Origin of the sequence: Citrobacter sp. Cpo148, from assembly GCF_030332375.1 — a bacterium.
Classification (GTDB): domain Bacteria; phylum Pseudomonadota; class Gammaproteobacteria; order Enterobacterales; family Enterobacteriaceae; genus Citrobacter; species Citrobacter portucalensis.
Map to the genome: position 1 here is coordinate 349814 of NZ_JAOWHY010000042.1, position 21561 is coordinate 371374.

Consider the following 21561-nt stretch of genomic DNA (forward strand, 5'->3'; position numbering starts at 1 on the left):
CTTTAAGGCTAATTTAGACGATCTGACAGTTATCTGCGAGTTGTGGATACATTGTTCTGGCAGAGTTAGACCTATACTTCATTTCATTAAACGAACAGTGACTTGGCGGAGAGACAGCATGAATCAGTATCAGGCGATTATTATTGGATTTGGCAAAGCGGGTAAAACGCTGGCGGCAACACTGGCCAAAACGGGTTGGCGGGTAGCGATTATTGAACAGTCAAACACCATGTATGGCGGGACATGCATCAACATCGGCTGTATCCCAACCAAAACCCTGGTACATGATGCTGAACTTCAGCATGACTTTGCCGAAGCAATGCAACGCAAGGCCTCTGTTGTCAGTTTTCTGCGCGATAAAAATTTCCATAATCTTGCCGATCTGGAAAACGTGGATGTGATTGAAGGTCGTGCTGAATTCGTTGATAACCATACTGTGCGAGTCGTGCAGTCAACAGGCGAGATTGAGCTGAGCGGCGAGAAAATCTTTATTAATACTGGCGCCCAGTCAACGATTCCAAACGTTGAGGGATTAACCACGACACCTGGCGTATTTGACAGCACCGGGCTGTTGAATTTGACGCAACGTCCAGAGCGTCTGGGCATTTTGGGCGGTGGGTATATCGGCGTTGAATTCGCATCGATGTTTGCCAACTTTGGTAGCAAAGTCACTATTTATGAAGCAGCTCCGCAGTTTTTGCCTCGTGAAGACCGGGATATTGCTGACGCTATCGCCAACATTTTACGCGACAAAGGCGTCGAGCTGATCCTCAATGCCAACGTGCAGTCGGTCTCCTCTCATGATGGTGCAGTACAGCTGCACATGCCGGAGGGTGCCCAGACGGTGGATGCGCTGTTGGTAGCATCAGGTCGCAAACCGGCGACAGAAAACCTGCAATTGCAGAAAGCGGGTGTGGATGTAAACGATCGTGGTGCCATTGTTGTGAATAAATATTTGCGTACATCGGCAGATAACATTTGGGCAATGGGCGATGTCACTGGTGGATTACAATTTACCTATATCTCACTGGATGACTTCCGTATTGTGCGTGACAACCTGCTAGGCGAGGGGTTACGTAACACGGGCGATCGCCAAAACGTACCGTATTCCGTCTTTATGACGCCGCCGCTTTCCCGCGTCGGAATGACTGAAGAACAGGCTCGCGCCAGTGGTGCGGCGGTGCAAGTCGTGACGTTGCCGGTAGCGGCTATCCCGCGTGCACGTGTGATGAATGATACGCGTGGTGTTCTTAAAGCGGTGGTGGATAGCGAAACGAAACAAATATTAGGCGTGTCGCTGCTGTGCGTGGATTCTCATGAAATGATTAATATCATCAAGACGGTTATGGATGCGGGGTTACCTTATACCACATTGCGTGACCAGATATTTACCCATCCAAGTATGAGCGAATCATTAAACGATCTCTTTTCTCTCATAAAATGATAATAGCGTAGTCTGCATATTTGCCCCACCCGTGTGGGGCTTTTTTTTATTTGTTTTTATATTCCTGATACTAATTGACAGTTATTCTGGCGTTACGGATGAAATAAAATAAAGTGACATGTTTTATTATATTCCCACTGAAATAACTCGTTAATGGAAATAGAAATGAACATGCTTAAAACTACGTTACTAATGACTGCGTTACTGACTGCTCCGGTGACATTTTCCGCGTTAGCGCAAACCGAGGTTGCCCACGTTAGCGTATCAGCCGTGTCTGGCTCTCCTTCCGTGGTGGAAGATGCCATTGCGAAACTGGCGCAGGAAAAGAATGCGACTTCCTGGAAAATTACCTCAATGCGCATTGATAGCAGCACTCACGCAACGGCAATTTTGTACAAGTGAGGAGAGCCGGGATGGAAAAGTATCTTCGTATATTGGGCAAAGGCGATAGAGTTGGATTAACCTTGATTCGCCTGAGTATCGCGATTGTTTTTATCTGGATTGGTTTATTAAAATTTGTACCTTACGAAGCCGACAGCATTACGCCGTTTGTCGCCAATAGTCCGGTAATGTCATTTTTTTATGAGCATCCAGAAGAATACAAACAACATTTAACCCACGAAGGTGAATTCAAACCACAGGCTCGTGAATGGCAGACAGCGAATAACACGTATACGTTCTCAAATGGCCTGGGCGTAGTCGAAGTTCTTATCGCTTTGCTGGTGCTGGCTAATCCTGTTAGCCGTTGGTTGGGATTAATTGGCGGCGTTCTGGCATTTGCCACACCAATTGTTACCTTATCATTTTTAATAACCACTCCAGAAGCATGGGTAATGCCGCTGGGTGATTTACACCACGGATTTCCGTACTTGTCAGGCGCTGGGCGGTTGGTGTTAAAAGATACGTTAATGTTGGCGGGAGCAGTGATGATTATCGCAGATTCATCCCGATCAATAATTAAGCAGCGGTATTGAATTTTTAACGTTGTGCCCTCTGTAAGATAGCAAGCCACTATAGTTCGATTCGGTACTTACCGGGCCAGCAGGATGCTGGCTTTTTTTCTGACTTAAGGTAAATTTATTAAGCATATATAAATTGCAATTATTCAATTTAGAAGCATAACGAGTCAGGGCTATATTTTAGTTAATGATAGAGTGCAGTAAACATCTTCTCTTATCCCCCGCGATAGCACGCCAACCCGCATGTTGCGTAACCCCTCCATCATGATTGCTTTATTTTTTTCTGTACAATTCTTGCTATTTGTTATCTCAAAACCTCATTTTAAAAATTTTGTTATTCGCTTTTGTTATAGCCAGTACGCAAGTTCGCGTGGTTTTAGGCCTGGCTTGAGCTAGAATTAATCCTGATTAAATGTTTTTACGTATCAATAACTGACTAAAGATAGTTAAAAACTTAATTTTTAACCAACTGTTTGACATGGAATCCACTATGGTAATTAAGCACCAGGGGTGGATGCTGATCTCGCGTTTTGTGAGTAACCAAAGGCGGGACATATCTTAAATATGGAAATAAGGGTTTTAGAATGAGCTTTGGCTTAGCAAAGGAAGACAAGTTTGAAATCATCGCTATCCTTCGTGAAGAGCTTCATAAGAAAACGAAACTGGAAATCCTGTGTGGAGACAGTAGCGTTATCACGCAGTTAGAGAAGATTGATTTCGAACGGTTTGTCATCTCCGGACACGGAGACATTGTTCCTGAAAAGGTCCAATACTTTATCCTGCACAGTGAAAGCGGGATTGTAAAATTTAGTGCCAGGTTCGAACAAACCTCGTCAGCAGGTGCGGAAGCAGGATTATCCTACTTCATCCCGGATATGATTTTCTTTGCCCAGCAGAGACAAAATCAGCGTTTTTCATTCCTGAAGGGTTATGACTTTTTCTGTTTTGGTCGTTACAAAAATGGAGAAAACTACTCTCTCAAGATTAAAAATATCTCGCAGGGTGGTTGTGCGTTAATCGTTAAAGATGTAAACGCCCGTTTTCTTTATAAAGATGCGGTGATTAAAAATGCATCTCTGGATTTCGATACCTTTGGCAGTTTACAACTGGACTTAAAAGTGATCGATGTCGTCCCGATCAATGAATTTGATGAGGATAACCAGTTGTATTCCTGTCATCAGATCTCATGTGAGTTCGACTTTAAAAATCGTCGTGAAGAGACTGAAGTCGAGAAAATCATTATTAAATTTTTAATGAGTAACAAGATTAGAAGCTTATAAGGAACGGTGAACAGGATGTTGATGTGTGGCAGTGATAATTTTGTGGGCAATGGTATGTTTGCCTACCTGACCAGCAAACATGTACCGATACAAACATTCCAGTTTGAGGATATGTTGCATCAGTCATCATTATGCCAGCATCAAACCATGGTTTTTAATATCATTGATAATGAACAAGCGTGTTCAGACATTGTTCAGTTTTTGAATAAAAACCGATTCAAATTTTATAATAACGTCGTGGTGATTGTTGCTGATAGTTTGGTGGCGAAATTATGCGTAGAGTTATTATATGTCGAAAAAACAATAGTTTTGACTGAAAAATCTTCACTGCGCGATTTTGGTCAATTGGCGAAATTATCAGTCGGGAAATGGAACCCCCGACTGTATCGTTCGCAGAAGAGATTAACCGAAAGAGAACAGCAGATCCTGAACTTACTGGTAAGTGGTTATACAGCCAAAGAAATTTCTGAGTTAGTTAGCCTGAACTATAAAACGATTCAGGCACATAAGATGAGAGTCGTCGCCAAACTTGGCCTGACCAATACCTCTGATTTAAATAAGTTAATTGTCAGATTTACCCATCGTATGTCTTTTTTACCCTAACCTGACCATTCTTTTCTGATGTAATACACCTAATAGTAGATACAATTTGGGAGTGATTTTGACTGGTTTTTAATTTTATGATTTGTAGAGGGAGAGGGGAATGTTTAATTCCAATGAGGTGCTAACTGCGCTTGAAAAGGCTTTGAATACCAGTCAACTTTATATGGTTTATCAGCCTATTTTCAATTTGCATGCCCAGCGTATAAGCGGATTTGAAGCATTAATGCGTTGGAATAGTCCTCAGATGGGTATGATCTCTCCCGATGTTTTTATTACCTTACTGGAAGATAGCGGCAATATTATTTCCATTGAAGATATGGTTACTCACTCTCCGTGGGATGTTGCAACTTCCTGGCCTGACCCCATTGTATTATCCGTCAATATTTCCGCGCTTGAATTCTGCGATCCTCTGCTACCCCAACGCGTCAGACAAAATCTTGCCACTTCCGGACTGCCGGTCCATCGATGCCAAATAGAGGTCACGGAAACGTCACCGCTGTGTGACAGCCAGATTGCGGCTAAAAATATGACGGAATTAAAGGCGATAGGGGTCAAGCTTGCACTTGATGATTTTGGAACCGGCCATGCTAATCTTAATTACCTGTTGAAATATCCTTTTGACACTTTAAAAATTGATAAGGAATTTGTCACCGGTATTGAGCCCGACACCCGATCAACGAAGATTGTTGAGGGTATTATTTCACTGGCGCATAATTTTGGCATTGAAGTTCTTGCCGAAGGGGTGGAAACCCAGTCCCAGCTGGAGCGGTTGATGCAGATTGGTTGTGACAAAATTCAAGGCTTTTTCATTTCTCCCCCGGTGCTGGCAGAAGAGATCCCTTCACTCTTAGCACAATATAATCGTTAATCCCTCCTTTTCACGTTTCCCAACCCCTTGGTTGTTCCGCGTTGCTGTTAAGTCTGTAGGCCTGATAAGCGTAGCGCATCAGGCGGCTTTGAACGGCAAAAAAAAGCCCCCTGCAGAACAGGGGGCTGGTGAGTTTATGTCAGCTTAGAACGATTTCTTAAAGCCGATAGAGGCATTGACCGGCGCTTCTACCTGCGATTTACTGCCGCCGTTGCTGAATTGCGTACCCAGCTCACCGTAGACCTGCAGGTTTCTGTCGATGGACCATGACAGGCCGGCTGCAACTTCAGTGCTGGAGTACTGCTGTGAAGATTCCAGCGTGGTGGTGGCTACCGCATTGGTAAAGTGCGTTTTGTCTTTTGAACCCAGACCCTGCCAGACGTTTACCCTGCCATACGGCTGGAATTTGCCATGGTTGGTGTCATAGTCAGCGACCAGACGCACGCCCAGACGCGCGGTAAAGGAATCCGCAGTATCCATTTTCACTTTCGTTGGGGTCACACCATCCAGCGTGCTGTTATCAAAGTCGCTGTACTGGTAGATCAACTGAGCCTGAGGTTCCAGACTCCATGCGCTGGCACCTAAACGGAACGATTTACCTACCTCTGTCGACGCCGTCAGCGTGTTGCCTCTGACCGTATACGAGCCGTTGTTACCGGTCGCCTCCAGGCGGGATTTATGGTTACCGTACTGCAGGACGTTATCAACATACATACCGTCACCCGAGAACCAGGTAGCATATCCGCCGACGTAAAATGCGTTGTCGTCGATGTTACCGCCTTTGCCATCGCTGCCTGTCTTCGTGCCTTTCACGTTGCTGTCGATATCAAGGATGCTGGTATACATCCCGGCTTTCCAGCTTTCGTTAGCATACATATCAACGCCGACCTGAATGCCCATGGTATGGGAGCTGGTTTGCGTACCGGCCGCGTCATCCAGTTTGGTTTTACCGGAGTAGCCAATCATTCTTGCCCACGCGCGATTGTCTTCATCAATGCCCGGTTTAACCTCGTCACCCATACGTTGGTGCATGTTACCCAACAGGCTAAGATCACCCTGACGTACGACGCTGGCGAGGCCAGAATACAGCATGGTTTCTGGACGGTATTCACTTCTCAGATACCAGTTTTCACCCTGGCCCTGAGCATTACCCGCATGCAGTTGGTACTCAAACGCACCTGCAGCCATACGATCGGCGGCAAGATGGAAGGCATCCCGCGACGTTTGTGCGGTGGTGGTTGCGCCATTGAGCGCTGTCACCACTTCGATACCATCCCCAATGGTCGGCGCGCCGAGACCAGAACCATCGACATCCAGCAGCGTGCTACCGCTGGCTTTACCGCCATCGATAATCAGACGGTCGGCAATGCCTGCGCCGCTACCATTCTGGATAGCCGCCATGTTGATAGTCCCTTTTTCGCCGGTGTAATCCCCTTTGACGGTTAAGGTTGTGCCAGTCTGCTGACCGATGAGCGAGACATCGCCACCGTTGCTCAGGCCCGCTACCGTTTGGTTGTAACCCTGAGTGTTCAACGTGGTGTCTGCGACCACATAGTGGTGCGATGCGCTACTCAGGGTGTTGGCATTACCCGCTTGCAACACGCCGTTGGCGATCAACGTCGCGCCGCTGTAGCTGTTTTCACCTTGCAGCTCGGTAATGCCGCTACCGGTCTGATGCAACTGGCCTTTACCACTGATATTGCCGGTCAACGCCAGGGTATCGCCACGATTGACGTTGAGTACGCCGTTATCAACGACATCCCCCTGAATGCTGCCGATATCACCGCCGTTACCCAGCTGTAAAACGCCTTGTTCGATGGTGGTGCCACCGGTGTAGGTGTTATCCAGCGTCAGGGTGAGGGAGCCTTTACCGGTTTTGGTCAGTTGACCGTTACCTTCGACTTCAGTCAGCAGAGAAACGTCATGCCCGTTGGTGTCGAATGTCCCGCCGCCGGATTCCAGCGTCACCTGACGGGCAGTATCAAACGCTTCGCCATACTTCAGCGTACCGCCATTAAAGGTAATTCCCGTATCTGCCGCACCCAGGTTGGTATCGCCCGCTACCTGCAGCGTCCCGGAGGTGATGGTCGTTCCGCCGCTGTAGGTGTTGTCGCCCGTGAGGATGAGGGTACCGAGATCGCCTTTATTCAGGCCGCCGGTACCGCGGATAACGCTGTCGATAGTCGCGGTGTAGTTGGCGCCGTCTACTGTGCCATCGCCAACGCGAATCAGGGTGTTGGCCGTATCGGTGGTAATGGCTTCGCCACCCACGCGATAACCATCGGTGGCGAACTGCGCGCCGCTGATGATGACGTCGCCTTTGCTGTTATCGACGGTCACGTTGCCTGCTTCACCCTGGAAGACGGCAAACGCGGCATCGGTAAACGGTGCGTTCAGCGCGCCTTCCGGCGTTGATTCATCGGTAGTCCAGTTGTCGTTACCCTGGCTGGATTGCCAGATACCGTCGCCGCCGTTGATGACGCCGTTGTTTTTCAGCTCGCCATTCTCACCGCCGGTGCCGTCCCAGAAGCGCAGCGTTAGTCCTGCGTGGTTGACCAGGTTGACCTGATTTTTCACCGATGTCTGCACGTACAGGCTGTCAGCCGCTTCCGGCGCGTTAGCAATATCCATCACATTGTTGGTCAATGTGCCGGTGTAGTTGATGACGCGATAGACGCCGACATCAAAGCTGCCGCCCGGTGAGGTTTCAATGTTGAGCTTACCGTCGAGCGTCAGATCGCCATTTACATCAATCAAGTCGTTGAAAGCACCGCCCGGGGTGTAAGCCTGACCAAACTGATAATCCAGCTGTGCGTTATCACTGAGCGTCAGCGAACCGGTAGTCAGTTTACCCACGCTGTTGATGGCCGCACCTGCGGTAATATGAGCGTCGTCCAGCACATCAACCGCGCCGCCAATAATCCCGTTACCGCCGAGCGTTGCCCCGGATTTCACTGTCACCTGGCCGGTAGCCGCAGACTGATTACCGTTGACCAGCAGCACGCCTTCATTGACGTCCGTGGTGCCGGTGTAAGTATTGTCGCCGGTCAGCGTTAACGTACCGTCACCGATTTTCACCAGGCTGCCGTCGTTGCCGCTGATAATGCCGCTGATGGTGTCATCAAGATGCAGATTACCCAGCGACAGCTCTTTATTGCCCAGTTCGACATTACCCGCACCGGACAAGGAGCCGATCGATGTTGCGCTGTCGACTGCGCTGATATCGACCTTACCGCCCGCCAGGTTTTTAACGACGGTATTTTCTGCCATCGCCTGGTCAGCGAAGGTCATCAGTCCGCTGTTGTTCACGGTGGCATTGCCGCCGCTGGCGTCTTCTTCCAGCGCCAGAGTACTGTCTTTTGACACGTTAACCGTCGCGTTGCCCGCGGTGGCGTTGTTGGTTAACACCGCTTTCGCCGTGCCCGTCAGGTTCAGCATTGCGCTCGCTGCGGTGACGTTATCTGCCAGCGTTAACAGGCTGTCGGCGATGTTCATGGTCAGGGATTTCAGGCTGGTATCTGTCCCGCTGACATTGAGCGTCGCGCCCTTATTGACATTCACGGTGCTGCTTTCGTTACTGCCAAAGGCTCCGGTTTTGCTGACGTTGACCGTCACATTGTTGGTGTTTCCGGTACCGGCAATTTCTGTGTCGCCTTTGTAGCTGTTTGCGCGGTCGAGCGACAAGGTGCTGCCCGCATCGCTAGAGCTGCTGGTGACTTTCAGTTTACCGTCGCCAGTAATCTCACCGGTTGGCGTGAAGTGGTGCGAATTGAGATCGAACACCGCTGCGTTCTCATTCGCTCCCAGCTCGATGGTGCGATTGCTGGTCAGGTCCGCGCCCAGTTGCAGCGTTGAACCGTTATTGATTGCCAGGTCAGTTCCGCTCTGGCCGAGATTGCTGTCGGAGGAGATCTGCAACGTGCCGCCATCAATGCGCGTGCCGCCGCGATACTCGTTATCGCCGCTGAGGATCAGACGGCCAAGGTCGGTTTTCACCAGCGTCAGCTTGTCAGCAGTACTGGCTTCGCGGATAACAGACTCAATGGTCGCGGTATAGTTTTGCCCCGCGCCACCGGCGCCAACGCGCAGCAGCAGTTCGCCTGTTCCCGGCGTCTGGCCTGCGTGGGTCGCGTTTTCAGTGGTGGCATACGCGTTAAGCGCATCGCCTTTAACGACATAGCCATCGGCATCAAACTGTGCTCCGGAGAAGTTAACTTCTCCCGCGGCGTTGTCCACGGTAACTGTACCGCCTTTGGTGGTGAAGACGGCGAAGGACTTCTGTGCCCAAGGGGCGTTACCTTCACCGGTTGCGGTGGTCCAGTTGTTATCACCCTGGCTGCCGATTGCCATCCATTTGCCATCGCCACCGTCAATTTTGCTGTCGCCTTCAATGCCCGACGCGCCGTGGCTCTGATTGACGGTTGCGCCGTCCCAGAACTGCAGGGTAACGCCGTTGGCGTTCACCAGGTTGACCTGTTTGTCGATAGAGGTCTGGACAAAAATATTGCTCTTATCCTGACTGTCCGGTATTGCGCCTAATTCCAGCGTCTGGTTATCCAGCGTGCCGCCGTAGTTATAGATACGGTACACGCCCGGTCCGAAGTTACCGCCCTGTGAAGTGGTGACATCCAGAGTCCCGTCCAGTTGCAGATCGCCCGCGACGTTAATCAGATCGTTTAGCGCGCCGCCTGGCGTATAGGCCTGACCCAGTTCGAAAGCGGAAGTCGTTTTGCTACCAAGCTGCAGATTACCGTTAATGGATAACGTACCCGCACCACCGTCACCGGCGCTGAGGGTCGTGGCATCGTTCATCAGCACGTTGCCGCCGATAGTGCCATTACCGCCAAGTGTGGACGTGCCGCTAACGGTGGTGGCACCGCGTGCCGCGCTTTGATCGCCATTCACCAGCAGCGTGCCGTTGGTAACGGTGGTGTCGCCGGTATAGGTGTTGTTGCCGTTCAGACGGGTAATGCCGCCGCCGATTTGCTGTAGCGCGCCAATACCTGAGATCACGCCGTTGAGAAGCACGGTGTTGGCGCGATTAATCGCCAATATGCCGTTGTCGATAATGTCTGACACGGCGCTGACTTCGCCTGTATTTCCGCCGTCACCCAACTGCAGCGTACCGGTTTGAGCGATAGTGGTAGAGCCGGTGTAGGTATTGTTAGCTGTGAAGATCGTGGTACCGCCCGCCGCACGTTCGAACTTCCCGTCACCGCTGATGATACCGCGATAAATTTGCGCCGCTGAAGCATCCCCCTGGGTATCGAAGATAACCCGGCTGCCTGTGCCCTGGGTCGTAACATTGTAATCGCCAATGCTTGCTGCAGTACTGGTCGGCTCGACGTGGTCGCCGGTGCTCAGGGTTGCGCCATTGTTTACGGCAATGGTTTTGCTTGCCAGTGTCAGGTTTTCTACGACGCGGACATCCGCGTTTGAGCCGCTGATGGTCAGCGAATCCCAGCCGGTGCCGATGTTGGTGCCAGTGGTCAGATTGTCGCTCGCCAGCGTACCAATCTTCGCACCTTTTGTATCGGTGAAGGTGAGGGCGTTGCCGCTACCAGCTTCAGTAGTGATGTGGCGTGTTTTATCCAGCGTCACATTGCCGATGTTGGCTTTATTGTTACCGCCAGTACCGGCGAAATTCACTTCACCCGCATAGGAGCCACTACGCCAGTTAAAGATGTCCGCACCTTCGCCGGTATTGATTACGCCGCTGGTTACACCGCCGCTGATATCAATGGTGTCATTGCCTTTGCCGGACTGAATGGCCACGGCCGTGTCGTTGATGGCCTGCAGGGTTCCCGTGTTGGTAATGGTTTTACTGCTGTCGCCGCTGGCGTCAATAACCGGTGAGGTGGTGCTGGCAGAGATAATCTTGCCGCTGTTGGTCAAGGCGCTGACGTTTTTCGCGATGATCGCCGAACCGCCTGCGTCGTTATGCACGTTAATGTCGGCATTGGTGGTGACATTACCGTTGGTATTAGCGCGGATACCGCTGCCTTCGCTGTTCAGCACCTCAATGGTGTAGCCTTTGCCGATGGTCAGATCGCCCGATACCGAGCTGCCATCGCGTTTTTCAAAGGCAAAGCCGGTACCTTTCCCGTTGACGTTGAGGATATTTCCAGCGCTGTCTTTATCGGTCATGGTCAACGCCACGCTGGTGCGGATGCCTGCGCCATCGTTGGAGTTTATGGTGACGTTTCGTAACAGGATATTGTTATTGTTAGCATCGTTTTGAATGCCAGCACCGTCACCCTTTGCACTGATCTCCACATTTTGCGCGGACAGAGCGCCAGCGCCTTCGGCCAGACGAATACCGTCAGCGGTGCCATCGGTAGTAATACTGTCGCCAGAAATACCGTTAATCAGCAGGCTGGCTCCTTGGGTGAGCAGAACCCCGGCAGTACCATCATCAACCTGAACTTTGCCCAGTGTATTGATCTGTGCGCTGGCACCTGAAGCCCTAACACCGATGCCGTTGCTGACATGCAGGGCGCTGGAGGAGTTATTGGTTAAGCTCCCGCCTTGTTGAACATCAACGCCGATGCTGTCGACGCTGGCCAGATCAATAATCGAGTTGGTATCCAGGATCAGGTTGCCCTGATTCCTCGCCACATAAGCGATAACCTCATTGCCGCTAGCTTCAGAGGTAATCTTCGCGTTGGAGGTGAGGGTGGTGCTAGTAGGATTACCCTGCGTGTCACCATTCAACTGGTGAGCCTGACCATCCACAACCCCGGCAACGGTTCTTTCGCCGGTTAAATTGATGGTCGTTTTATCGCTGATAGTTCCTTTCGCGCCGCCTTCGATAACCAGCGCCGCTGAGTCGCTACCCTTAACGGTAAACGTAGCTTCACCGGTATCTACGCTACTGCCAGCGCCGGTGGCGAGAACGCCCACGGAATTCTTACCGCTGAGGGTAAGATCAAGGTTGGAGCCAGCCTGACCATTCGGCGGCGTGGTATTCCCGGCCAGCAATGCGCCATTGGCGATACGGAAAATGGTGGTGCGATCCTGACCATTGTCATTCATCACCGCCTGACCAATGTTGGCGGTAGCGCCTTTACCAAACAGGTAATAACCAATCTGATCGGTGCTGTTAAATGTCGGGCTACTCAGACTGTCAACGTTAGCGATGGCGTTATCACGTACGTGCACACCGATGTTACCGGCTTTATCCAGCGTAATGTTGGAGTAGACGTTGACCACAGCCTGGCCGTTAGCGCCGCCTTCTGCCCAGATAGCGTAGTTACGGTTACCGACACCGCCTTCACCGTCCACCACGATAGAGCCTGAAGCGCTGGTGGTGACTTCGGCATTTTTGTTATTGGCGCTAACGTGGATCCCCACGTTGTTGGTGCCATTTACGTTAATCTTGCCGTCGTTGCGGATTTCCTGATTATTTTCCGCGCCGCTGTCGCGTACGGAGATGCCGTAGTTTTTACTGCTGCCCCCGTCAGAACCTCCATTGATCACGATATTGCCGGTATTGAGAACGTTGCCTGTGGCATTCCCGACCAGAATCCCCGCGGCGTTGCGTATCCCGGTTCCCAGCGTGATCAGACCGTTGTTAATCACCTCTTTGGCACTTTTGGTCATGATCCCGGCGCTCAGACTAGAGCCGCCAGCCATCGTGACATCTTTAGACGGATCGCTTGCGTCGCGACCAAGATAAATTGAGGCATCCTGAGCGTTAGTGAAAGTGGCATTCCCGGCAACTTCTACGCCATAAGCGGTGCCTTTGGCAAAGGATGCACCGTTTTTGCGCCCGTCCACGACGTTGATATCGCCGTTGTTGACGCCTTGCGATTCGTCAGACAGTTGCATGCCAATAGCCAGCGTCAGCGAAGAATCTGGCTCATCCTTACTCCAGGGATCTGCTGCCGACGCGGTACCAAAGTTATCGGTGGTGATCGCCTGGTTAATGGTGCCGTTGTTTGCTATCTGGCTGGCGCCTTGCCCCTGCATGCCAAATGCGCCATAGCTGTTGACGTTTTGATTGCCGTCTTTGTCGATAAACAGCCCGGAGTTGATGATCCCGTTGTTGGTTGCCGTTGCGTCTTTTGCCAGCATGCCAATCGCCAGACTCTGCCCGGTAGACGTGCGTAATGCGTTCAGCTCGCCAAGGTTAGTGATAACCCCGCCATTAAGGGATTTCATGACACCGTTAATACTGCCGTCAACGGCAATAATCGCATCTTTGTTCAGGGTGCCGGAGGTGCCTGCACCGTTGGCGTAAATAGCATGCAGCTCACCGCGGCCAGCGGTCGCGTTATTGCTATGCGACAAGCCGTCGGTCCAGACGTCGTAATCCCAGGTAAGCACGTCTGAAGACTTGCTGGAGTTGATCAAGCCATCAATCAGCTCCGCGTATTTTGTCTGCGCGGCGGTGACGGTTGTGATATCACCGTTTTCAACATCCAGCCACAACTGCAGTTGGCTGACCTTTTGCCCTTCAGGGTTTTCTGCTGCGTCGCTGCTTTTACCCAACAGCCAGTCGTTAAAATCGGCCAGCTCCTGCGTGCTGGTAATGTTAAATGTGCGCGTACCCGTTTCGACTACTTTACCGTCTGCATCATAGCCGTAGGACATGAGTGTTACATCATCGCCAAACACGGAGGTTTGCGCTGAACCGGCGAACGTTTTTTCAGGGATAACTGGGGCGGCGTTAAATTTTATATAGTTATCGGATTGCCAGTTAACCTGGCTACCTGCGTCCTGAGCCTCCAGCAAGGAGGAGTCTTTAGCCAGCAACTCGATAGTATTGGCTTTGTCACGGACATTGAGCGTGTCGTTGCCAATATCCAGATTGGCTATGGAGCCATTTGTCGCCAGCGCGATGCCAAATTGTTTATAGATTTTAGACAACGTTGGATCGTAGGTGTTTAATACCGAATCGCCGATCTGTGATTCGGTAAGAAAACTACTTAACTCTTGGGTATCAAAGACTTTAATTGATGCCGGCTCACCAGGAAATGCCGGGTCGTTAATAGAGAATTCTGTGCTCTGTGAAGGCGTCGACGACCGGTTGTACGTCAGGTATTCCGCCAGCTCTTCAGCATTAGTAATCGTTTTTACGCTCTGGTCAGGGCTGGTGGCCTTAAGAGTGATTTTGCCGGTTTGCAGCAGCTCTCTGATGGTCGTTGATTCAACAACGCCACTTTGACCCGGACTGATCGTTGGGATCGCACCGCTGATATTGAGCGCCTGACCAGCAGTGATATCTTTATATAAGAATCCGTAGTCGTGGATACCCGCATAATCCCCAACGGAAATACCTGCCTGGTAGTCGGTGAAAATATTGTGATCACCGATATCGATAATCGGATCAGCGGAAACCTGCATTGAAGCAGCGCTTAATGCACCCGCTGCTAATACCGCAACCGTTTTACGCGAGCTGCTTTTTTTCTTTCCTTTGGTTAATTCAGAAACGACCACCCAGATACCGAGCGCCGCGTTCCAAATAATGCTGTAAACTTTGTTCATATATAACCCTCGTCTACATTCCTGTTATGCATGTGTTAATACATTGAGTTGTTGGCTATGGTTGGCACGCGGATGTGCTACCCGGTAATATATTTTTGGGAATAGGGTTTCCTTCCGTGCGATGCGGAATTAAAAAGCGAGTCGAAAGAAAACTTTTTTAAATAATAACCGTGATAATTGTCCTTAAATAAGTCAGTTACGGCTGGCTATAGTGAGAAATGGTGTACTTGAGCCGGGTGTTATTTTTGCCGAGTTTTCTGGCAATATTGCTTTTGTACGCCCCGATGGTTTTTTCACTTTTTTGTGATGCCCCGGCGATTTGTGTCAGTGACCATCCTCGGGCAAGCATCATCATTACGTTGAATTCGTTTGCTGTGATCTTGTTGTGTAATGCTTTGATATTTTGTTGGTTATTGTTTTTTGTGATACGTGTAACGGCATGGTGTAGCCGATCAAGACTGGCATCTTGATCAAGAAACAGCATGTTCTTCCCACAAACGGTTTGAAAAAGAGTAAAAGTAGCTTCATCTGCCAAAACAATAATTTTGGTGACAGGTCGTAAAGCCATGTTGCGGATAATCCTGGCATATTTTAAAAAATCTGATTTGTCAGGATTAATGATGATGCAATCCGTTTCATAAGGAAGCATTTTGACAGCAGAGAGCGTCTGGGAGGAGTAATACGCGATATCAATATATAATGATGAGCCACGTAGGATTTCTCGCATGCCTAGCCAAGGGTAAATTGAGTCACCCAAAAAAATAGCCTTTGACATAACGATCTCCTTGAAATTTTGGTGCAAGCAGCCGCCTCTTTTTGTAGGTTAAAAAAGAGTTTCTTGCGACGCGTGAAATGTTAATTAAATCTCGTATTACGTTCTGTGCTGTGAACGTATCCTTATTAATTCCAGATTAAACAGATATTCTCTGTATTTATTAGAATCATTAACTATTCTTAAAGTAGATATTACACTTTGTTAAAATTTAAGATAAATCGTTTATTTCAGCTCTGCGTAAATGATTGATAGATTTCGCTTATGAATCGCATGAATAATGATTGAGTGGTTTCTATAAAGACAGGGTATTCCTATCTGTTTTGGAAGGGATTTATATGAAAAACATTATATTTCAGATGGATACCCGTTTTTCTTAATGGGCTTACTGGTTGGTAGGAGAATTCTTAATCAAGACCAGGACAAAGAGAAGGCGCGTCGAGGGGAAGAGAGAAATATCGCTAAATTTGCAGTTATCGACCTGAAACTCGAGTATTCAGGTTGATAATTCTTAGTGTTGTGAATTTTTTAGGGAATTATCCTATTTTTGGCTTTTTGTGCTTAATTTTAAAAACTCACTTGAAGAGGTTATTTTTTCTGATTGCTATTGCTGATAGGGCTTAGCCCGCCAACAGTTCCTGTTCAACCTGATGCACCTGCTGTTCCAGCGTATTGCGGATTTCCGTAAGCGCCCGTTGTTGATCGGAGAAGTAGGCTTCTTTATCAGTCACGGAGGTGGCAAGCCGCCAGGCGTTCTCGGCTTCCAGTTCGGTAATCTCTTTGAGCAGCGCGTTAATTTGTTCTCTGAGCTGCTGTATTTTGCTGCGTAAATGCTGCAAATCGTTCAATCGGTCACTCGCCATCATCGGTTCGAGGCCGCTTTGCAATTGAGTCAGTAGCGCCCGGACGGCGGCAAGATCGGCATTTTGGCGCGCCTGGTTAAGCTGCACCATCATCTGATGCGCTTTCTCTTTCAGATCATCGGCTACCACGTCCGGGTGGCAAAGACGGCTTGCCTGACGCCACAGGCGTTTTAACTCATTACGTTCATCAGAGGAAAGCCGCTGGTCACGGCTAAAACGATGCTGTGCATCCTGCTGCTGCTCCTGATATTCATCATATTCATGGCTGGCCTCTTCCTGTGCCTGACGGGTTGCGCTGTCGTCCTGGCGAGAAAAGTCGTTTTCCAGCTCACGAATCTCAGCCAGCAGGGCGGTAATCAGTTCAGTTTGCTGCTGAATACGTTGGCGTGTTTCCACCGATTCGCGCGAATCTGAATTCTGGTTCATCCAGTGCTGCTTGAGCCTGGCCAGTTGATCAACAGCCTGGGAAATATAGTGCTGACAGGATTGATAGTCTTTTTCCCGGCGTTTTCGCTCCGCTTCCTGTTTGCGCTGGGCACTGGCGGCGAGCTGTTTACGCAGTTCGAGAATGCGGCTCATCAGCGGTCCAAGACGAAGGTGATACAGATCGTTGAAATCATCGAGGATTTGAATGCGCGTGTTACGCTTATCGATCAGGTCACGCAACTGTGTTTCGAGTGCTTTGAGTTCCAGCTTACTGGCGGCAATGGCGGGATCCTGCCACGTAGAGACTGCCCGTTGAGATTGCAGCCAGGCCGAGATTTCACGCAGGGCATCACCAAAGCGTCGTTCTTCGATCGCCTGCACAATGGTGCCTGGTACGACTGACAAAGGCTCATTTTTAAGATGCGCCACCTGCTGGAAAATAATCTCCTCATCTTCCAGTTCAATAGCGCTTTTGACGATTTCCAGTCGTTTGATGATCTTATTCATGACAGTCGTTGCCTGGCCTGGCTAAAAAACGAGTGGCTGAAGTACAACAGGTTCACCCGTTTGAAAATGTTAGAAAAACAGTAAAGCGCATTCTGTGGCCTGCGATGCCTTTTCGTCCAGAATAATTCACTGTAATTATGAAAAACCGGAAGTCGCGCGCACCTGTCTGCATCTTCAAACCTCTGTTTCATGTTTTTTACTCTCGGGTAATTATTCTTGATTCAGTAAAGATAATGCGTATAGTTCTCATTCTCTTTTGTTATTAACTCCCTGTATTACTTCTGGTAAGGATCCCGACAATGAAAAAAACAACATCCGCGCTGGCATTGCTGATTACTGCGGCGTTAAGCGGTTGTGCGGCGCATACCACGCCAGCCAGCAACGCCAGCGTTACGGAAAAAACAGCGCAACCTGCCGTCAGTGATGTGCAACAACGCGCGCTGGCGGATGGGTTATATGAAATGGCGCTTAGCCCGGCAGGGGATGCGTTGTACGTTGCCAGCGCCGAAGGATTTAAAGATGTGCAGGGCGGCGTGGTTTACAAGCTGGATCCAAAAACGCTTAAAACGCTCGGCTTGAGTCATACCGATATGAAAAACTTTGGTATGGCTATCTCGCCGGACGGTAAAACGGTGTATGTCACCAACTCATTGGATGGTGGCCTGAGCGCGCTGAATACCGCTGACGGCAAAGTGAAAAATCGCGTACTGTTCCCGGAACGTAACCCAGAAGGTTTCCCGTATGGTGCGCGCCAGGTGCTGCTGCATAACGGTTTGCTCTATATTGGTGCCGTGGCGGATCCGGCGGTGATTTGGGTGGTTGACGCTGAAACCCTGAAGCTAAAAACCCGCATTAAAAATACGGGTAAATGGATGACCGGACTGCATTATTCAGAAGTGACGCAGCGAATTTATGCAGCTAACGGCGGCGGTGAAATTCTTGTTATCAACCCGCGTAATCAGCGCGTAGAAAAACGCTGGCAACCGCTGGGAGAACAACCTGCGCTGTTGCTGAATATGACGGAGGACGCACAAACGGGTCGCCTGTTTGTCACCGACAACTCGAAAGCGAAGACTACCCTGGTGCTGGATATCCATACTGGTAAGCTGCTGAAAAAATTGGATGTGGGTGATTCGCTGGCGGTGAAATTTAACGCAAAACGCAACGAAATCTATATTACCCAGCGTGATTCAGGGAAATTGCTCAGCCTGAATGCGACCGATTACAGCGTGAAGAAAAGCTGGGATTTACCACCAAACCCTAACAGCTTGCTGCTCTCGGCGGATGGGCAAACCCTGTTTGTCACCGTGAAACAGAAATTTAATAAAGACCACTCTACGTCTGCGCCAGATAACGTGGTACGTATTGACCTGAATAAACAATAACAACTCGCCTTCTTTCTATTGTTTTTCTCCCGAGCCTCGGTGCGTTGGGCAAGGAAGCCCGGCGTATCCAATCGATTGCGCCTTGCGACAACCAGGTTGAAATGTTAAAAGAAGCCCCTTCAATAAAAACCACACAGGGGAAGGGCGTGAAAAACGCGTCAACTGCATCTGACACCAGCGTGTCTGATGCCGCGTCGACGAACGAGCCGACGCTTCAACGAGGGTTGCAAAACCGCCATATTCAGTTAATTGCGCTGGGCGGCGCAATTGGTACCGGCCTGTTTTTGGGCATTGGCCCGGCTATTCAGATGGCGGGACCTGCGGTGTTACTGGGTTACGGCGTTGCCGGGATCATCGCTTTTTTGATTATGCGTCAACTGGGCGAAATGGTGGTCGAAGAACCCGTTTCCGGATCGTTTGCCCATTTTGCCTATAAATACTGGGGACCGTTCGCGGGTTTTCTGTCCGGCTGGAACTACTGGGTGATGTTTGTGCTGGTCGGCATGGCAGAACTGACAGCGGCAGGGATCTACATGCAGTACTGGTTGCCCGATGTTCCAACCTGGATTTGGGCCGCGGCATTCTTCGTGATCATCAACGCCGTCAATCTGGTCAACGTACGTCTGTATGGCGAAACGGAATTCTGGTTTGCGCTGATTAAAGTACTGGCCATTATCGGCATGATTGGTTTTGGCGTGTGGATGCTGTTTTCCGGTAACGGCGGGGAACATGCAAGCATCGATAACTTGTGGCGTTACAACGGCTTTTTTGCTACCGGCTGGAACGGATTAATTCTGTCGCTGGCAGTGATTATGTTCTCCTTTGGTGGGCTGGAGCTTATCGGGATTACTGCCGCGGAAGCGCAGGATCCGCAGAAAAGCATTCCAAAGGCGGTAAACCAGGTGGTGTACCGTATTCTGCTGTTTTATATCGGTTCTCTGGTGGTGCTGTTGGCGCTGTACCCGTGGGTGGAAGTGAAATCCAACAGCAGCCCGTTCGTAATGATTTTCCATAATCTCGACAGCAACGTAGTGGCTTCTGCGCTGAACTTTGTCATCCTGGTGGCTTCGCTGTCGGTGTATAACAGTGGCGTCTACTCTAACAGCCGCATGCTGTTTGGTCTTTCGGTTCAGGGTAACGCGCCGAAGTTCTTAACCCGCGTCAGCCGTCGCGGCGTACCGGTGAACTCACTGATCCTTTCCGGTGCTATTACGTCGCTGGTGGTACTCATCAACTATGTGCTGCCGCAAAAGGCCTTTAGCCTGCTGATGGCACTGGTGGTGGCGACGCTGCTGCTGAACTGGATTATGATCTGCCTGGCACATCTGCGATTCCGGGCGGCGATGCGTCGTAAGGGACGTGACACGCAGTTTAAAGCGCTGCTGTATCCGGCAGGGAACTACCTGTGTATTGCATTCCTTGGCATGATTCTGGTGCTGATGTGTACGATGGATGAGATGCGCCTGTCAGCTATCCTGCTACCGGTGTGGATCCTGTTCCTGTTTGTTGCCTTCAAACTGCTGCGTCGTAAGTCCCGCTAAGTTTCTACCGATCTTGTTATTACCGATCCCATCGTCAGGATGGGATCGGATCCTCACTCAACGTTTATCGTGACCGTTCTCGCAATTTTGCTGCTGCTGACAGGATCTTTATTTTGTAATCGATTACTTTTCTATTGAATCTATTTTGTAATCGATTACTTTTTAAGGATGGGGCAAAAAATGGTGTCAACAACCGAAAGTAGTGGAAAACAGAGCGTACAGTACCGGCTGCTGGTCCCCCGGCTGTCGCTAATGATGTTCTTACAATTCTTTATCTGGGGAAGTTGGTCCGTCACGCTGGGGCTGGTGATGAGCCAGCACAACATGTCGCTGTTGATTGGCGATGCGTTCTCAGCCGGGCCCATTGCCTCTATTCTGTCGCCATTCGTCTTAGGGATGCTGGTAGACCGCTTTTTTGCCTCGCAAAAGGTGATGGCGGTGATGCACCTTGCTGGCGCGGCAATCCTGTGGTTTGTTCCGCAGGCATTGGTGGCGCAAAACGGTGCACTGTTGATTGGTCTGCTGTTTGGCTACACGTTGTGCTACATGCCAACGCTGGCGCTTACCAACAATATTGCTTTTCATAGCCTGTCGGATAAGGACAAAACCTTCCCGGTGGTGCGGGTGTTTGGCACCATTGGCTGGATTGTCGCGGGGATCTTTATCGGTGTAACCGGAATTTCGGACACCACCGGCATCTTTACGCTGGCGGCGATTATCTCTGTGATTCTGGCCCTCTACAGCCTGACGCTGCCCAACACGCCTGCACCGGCGAAAGGACTGCCGGTGAAAGTTCGTGATCTGTTTTGTGCGGATGCTTTTGCCTTACTCAAGGTCCGTCACTTTTTTGTCTTCTCGCTCTGCGCGACGCTTATCTCTGTACCGTTGGGAACCTATTACGCGTATACCGCGTCGTTTCTTGCTGATGCGGGCGTCGGCGACGTCAGTACGGCGATGTCGTTTGGTCAGATGTCTGAAATATTCTTCATGCTGGTGATCCCGTTCCTGTTCAGACGTTTGGGCGTGAAATACATGCTGTTAATCGGGATGTGCGCCTGGTTCGTGCGCTACGCATTTTTTGCCCTCGGCATCAGCGAAGAGGGGCGATTCCTGCTGTATCTCGGCATTCTGCTGCACGGCGTGTGCTACGACTTCTTCTTCGTGGTCGGCTTTATTTACACCGATCGTATCGCCGGGGAAAAAGTAAAAGGTCAGGCGCAAAGCATGATCGTCATGTTTACCTATGGGATCGGTATGCTGCTGGGCTCGCAAATTTCAGGCGCACTTTACAACCGGCTGGTGGCGGGGCAAACCGTGCCTCAGGCGTGGACCACATTCTGGTGGATCCCGGCAGTCGCTGCCGCAGTGATTGCCGTGATTTTCCTTTTCTCTTTCAAGTATGACGACAAAGAGCAGGCATAATT

The 21561-nt window shown here is 50.1% G+C and carries 12 protein-coding genes; 9 read left to right on the plus strand and 3 right to left on the minus strand.

What is annotated here, in order from left to right; all coding sequences use genetic code 11:
- The first annotated feature begins 118 nt into the window (after nucleotides 1-118).
- From rclA to OGY10_RS08310, 6 genes are all read left to right on the plus strand, one after another.
- Complete coding sequence (gene rclA, locus OGY10_RS08285; RefSeq protein ID WP_137377131.1) at nucleotides 119-1444, plus strand: reactive chlorine resistance oxidoreductase RclA; 1326 nt, start codon at nucleotides 119-121, stop codon at nucleotides 1442-1444.
- 171 nt (nucleotides 1445-1615) lie between these two features.
- A complete protein-coding gene (gene rclB / locus OGY10_RS08290) occupies nucleotides 1616-1846 on the plus strand; it encodes a reactive chlorine resistance periplasmic protein RclB (protein ID WP_048216347.1) in 231 nt (76 codons plus the stop codon).
- A gap of 11 nt (nucleotides 1847-1857) precedes the next feature.
- Nucleotides 1858-2418 (plus strand): reactive chlorine resistance membrane protein RclC, encoded by a 561-nt coding sequence (rclC, locus tag OGY10_RS08295; protein ID WP_008784029.1) that lies wholly within the window; start codon nucleotides 1858-1860, stop codon nucleotides 2416-2418.
- A 569-nt stretch (nucleotides 2419-2987) separates the two neighbouring features.
- Nucleotides 2988-3683, plus strand: a complete 696-nt coding sequence (locus OGY10_RS08300) for a flagellar brake protein (RefSeq protein ID WP_008784030.1) — start codon at nucleotides 2988-2990, stop codon at nucleotides 3681-3683.
- A gap of 21 nt (nucleotides 3684-3704) precedes the next feature.
- Nucleotides 3705-4286 (plus strand): helix-turn-helix transcriptional regulator, encoded by a 582-nt coding sequence (locus tag OGY10_RS08305; RefSeq protein ID WP_003831148.1) that lies wholly within the window; start codon nucleotides 3705-3707, stop codon nucleotides 4284-4286.
- A gap of 100 nt (nucleotides 4287-4386) precedes the next feature.
- A complete protein-coding gene (locus OGY10_RS08310) occupies nucleotides 4387-5154 on the plus strand; it encodes a putative bifunctional diguanylate cyclase/phosphodiesterase (protein ID WP_003831149.1) in 768 nt (255 codons plus the stop codon).
- Between the two features lie 144 nt (nucleotides 5155-5298).
- Here the strand turns inward: OGY10_RS08310 and OGY10_RS08315 are convergent, their stop codons facing one another.
- From OGY10_RS08315 to OGY10_RS08325, 3 genes are all read right to left on the minus strand, one after another.
- Nucleotides 5299-14643 carry an autotransporter outer membrane beta-barrel domain-containing protein gene (locus OGY10_RS08315; RefSeq protein ID WP_286576619.1) on the minus strand — a complete coding sequence of 3115 codons (9345 nt, stop codon included), beginning with the start codon at nucleotides 14641-14643 and terminating at the stop codon, nucleotides 5299-5301.
- Nucleotides 14644-14839: 196 nt separating this feature from the next.
- Nucleotides 14840-15418: a helix-turn-helix transcriptional regulator gene (locus OGY10_RS08320; protein ID WP_008784033.1), complete on the minus strand. Its 579-nt coding sequence runs from the start codon at nucleotides 15416-15418 to the stop codon at nucleotides 14840-14842.
- A 617-nt stretch (nucleotides 15419-16035) separates the two neighbouring features.
- Complete coding sequence (locus tag OGY10_RS08325) at nucleotides 16036-17211, minus strand: coiled-coil domain-containing protein (RefSeq protein WP_032942620.1); 1176 nt, start codon at nucleotides 17209-17211, stop codon at nucleotides 16036-16038.
- Nucleotides 17212-17510: 299 nt separating this feature from the next.
- Here OGY10_RS08325 and OGY10_RS08330 point away from each other — a divergent pair, with 299 nt between their 5' ends.
- From OGY10_RS08330 to OGY10_RS08340, 3 genes are all read left to right on the plus strand, one after another.
- Nucleotides 17511-18596 (plus strand): YncE family protein, encoded by a 1086-nt coding sequence (locus OGY10_RS08330; RefSeq protein WP_137377133.1) that lies wholly within the window; start codon nucleotides 17511-17513, stop codon nucleotides 18594-18596.
- A gap of 146 nt (nucleotides 18597-18742) precedes the next feature.
- Nucleotides 18743-20137 (plus strand): phenylalanine transporter, encoded by a 1395-nt coding sequence (gene pheP / locus OGY10_RS08335; RefSeq protein WP_008784036.1) that lies wholly within the window; start codon nucleotides 18743-18745, stop codon nucleotides 20135-20137.
- A 180-nt stretch (nucleotides 20138-20317) separates the two neighbouring features.
- On the plus strand, nucleotides 20318-21559 hold the full coding sequence (locus tag OGY10_RS08340; RefSeq protein ID WP_003835691.1) for an MFS transporter: 1242 nt from the start codon (nucleotides 20318-20320) through the stop codon (nucleotides 21557-21559).
- Nucleotides 21560-21561 lie beyond the last annotated feature (2 nt).

What these genes read in the sequence shown, in the direction of transcription:
- OGY10_RS08320 (WP_008784033.1), bottom strand. Translation starts at nt 15,418, where the DNA reads ATGTCAAAGGCTATTTTTTTGGGTGACTCAATTTACCCTTGGCTAGGC.
- OGY10_RS08310 (WP_003831149.1), top strand. Translation starts at nt 4,387, where the DNA reads ATGTTTAATTCCAATGAGGTGCTAACTGCGCTTGAAAAGGCTTTGAAT.
- OGY10_RS08325 (WP_032942620.1), bottom strand. Translation starts at nt 17,211, where the DNA reads ATGAATAAGATCATCAAACGACTGGAAATCGTCAAAAGCGCTATTGAA.
- rclC (WP_008784029.1), top strand. Translation starts at nt 1,858, where the DNA reads ATGGAAAAGTATCTTCGTATATTGGGCAAAGGCGATAGAGTTGGATTA.
- rclB (WP_048216347.1), top strand. Translation starts at nt 1,616, where the DNA reads ATGCTTAAAACTACGTTACTAATGACTGCGTTACTGACTGCTCCGGTG.
- rclA (WP_137377131.1), top strand. Translation starts at nt 119, where the DNA reads ATGAATCAGTATCAGGCGATTATTATTGGATTTGGCAAAGCGGGTAAA.
- OGY10_RS08300 (WP_008784030.1), top strand. Translation starts at nt 2,988, where the DNA reads ATGAGCTTTGGCTTAGCAAAGGAAGACAAGTTTGAAATCATCGCTATC.
- OGY10_RS08315 (WP_286576619.1), bottom strand. Translation starts at nt 14,643, where the DNA reads ATGAACAAAGTTTACAGCATTATTTGGAACGCGGCGCTCGGTATCTGG.
- OGY10_RS08340 (WP_003835691.1), top strand. Translation starts at nt 20,318, where the DNA reads ATGGTGTCAACAACCGAAAGTAGTGGAAAACAGAGCGTACAGTACCGG.
- OGY10_RS08305 (WP_003831148.1), top strand. Translation starts at nt 3,705, where the DNA reads ATGTGTGGCAGTGATAATTTTGTGGGCAATGGTATGTTTGCCTACCTG.
- OGY10_RS08330 (WP_137377133.1), top strand. Translation starts at nt 17,511, where the DNA reads ATGAAAAAAACAACATCCGCGCTGGCATTGCTGATTACTGCGGCGTTA.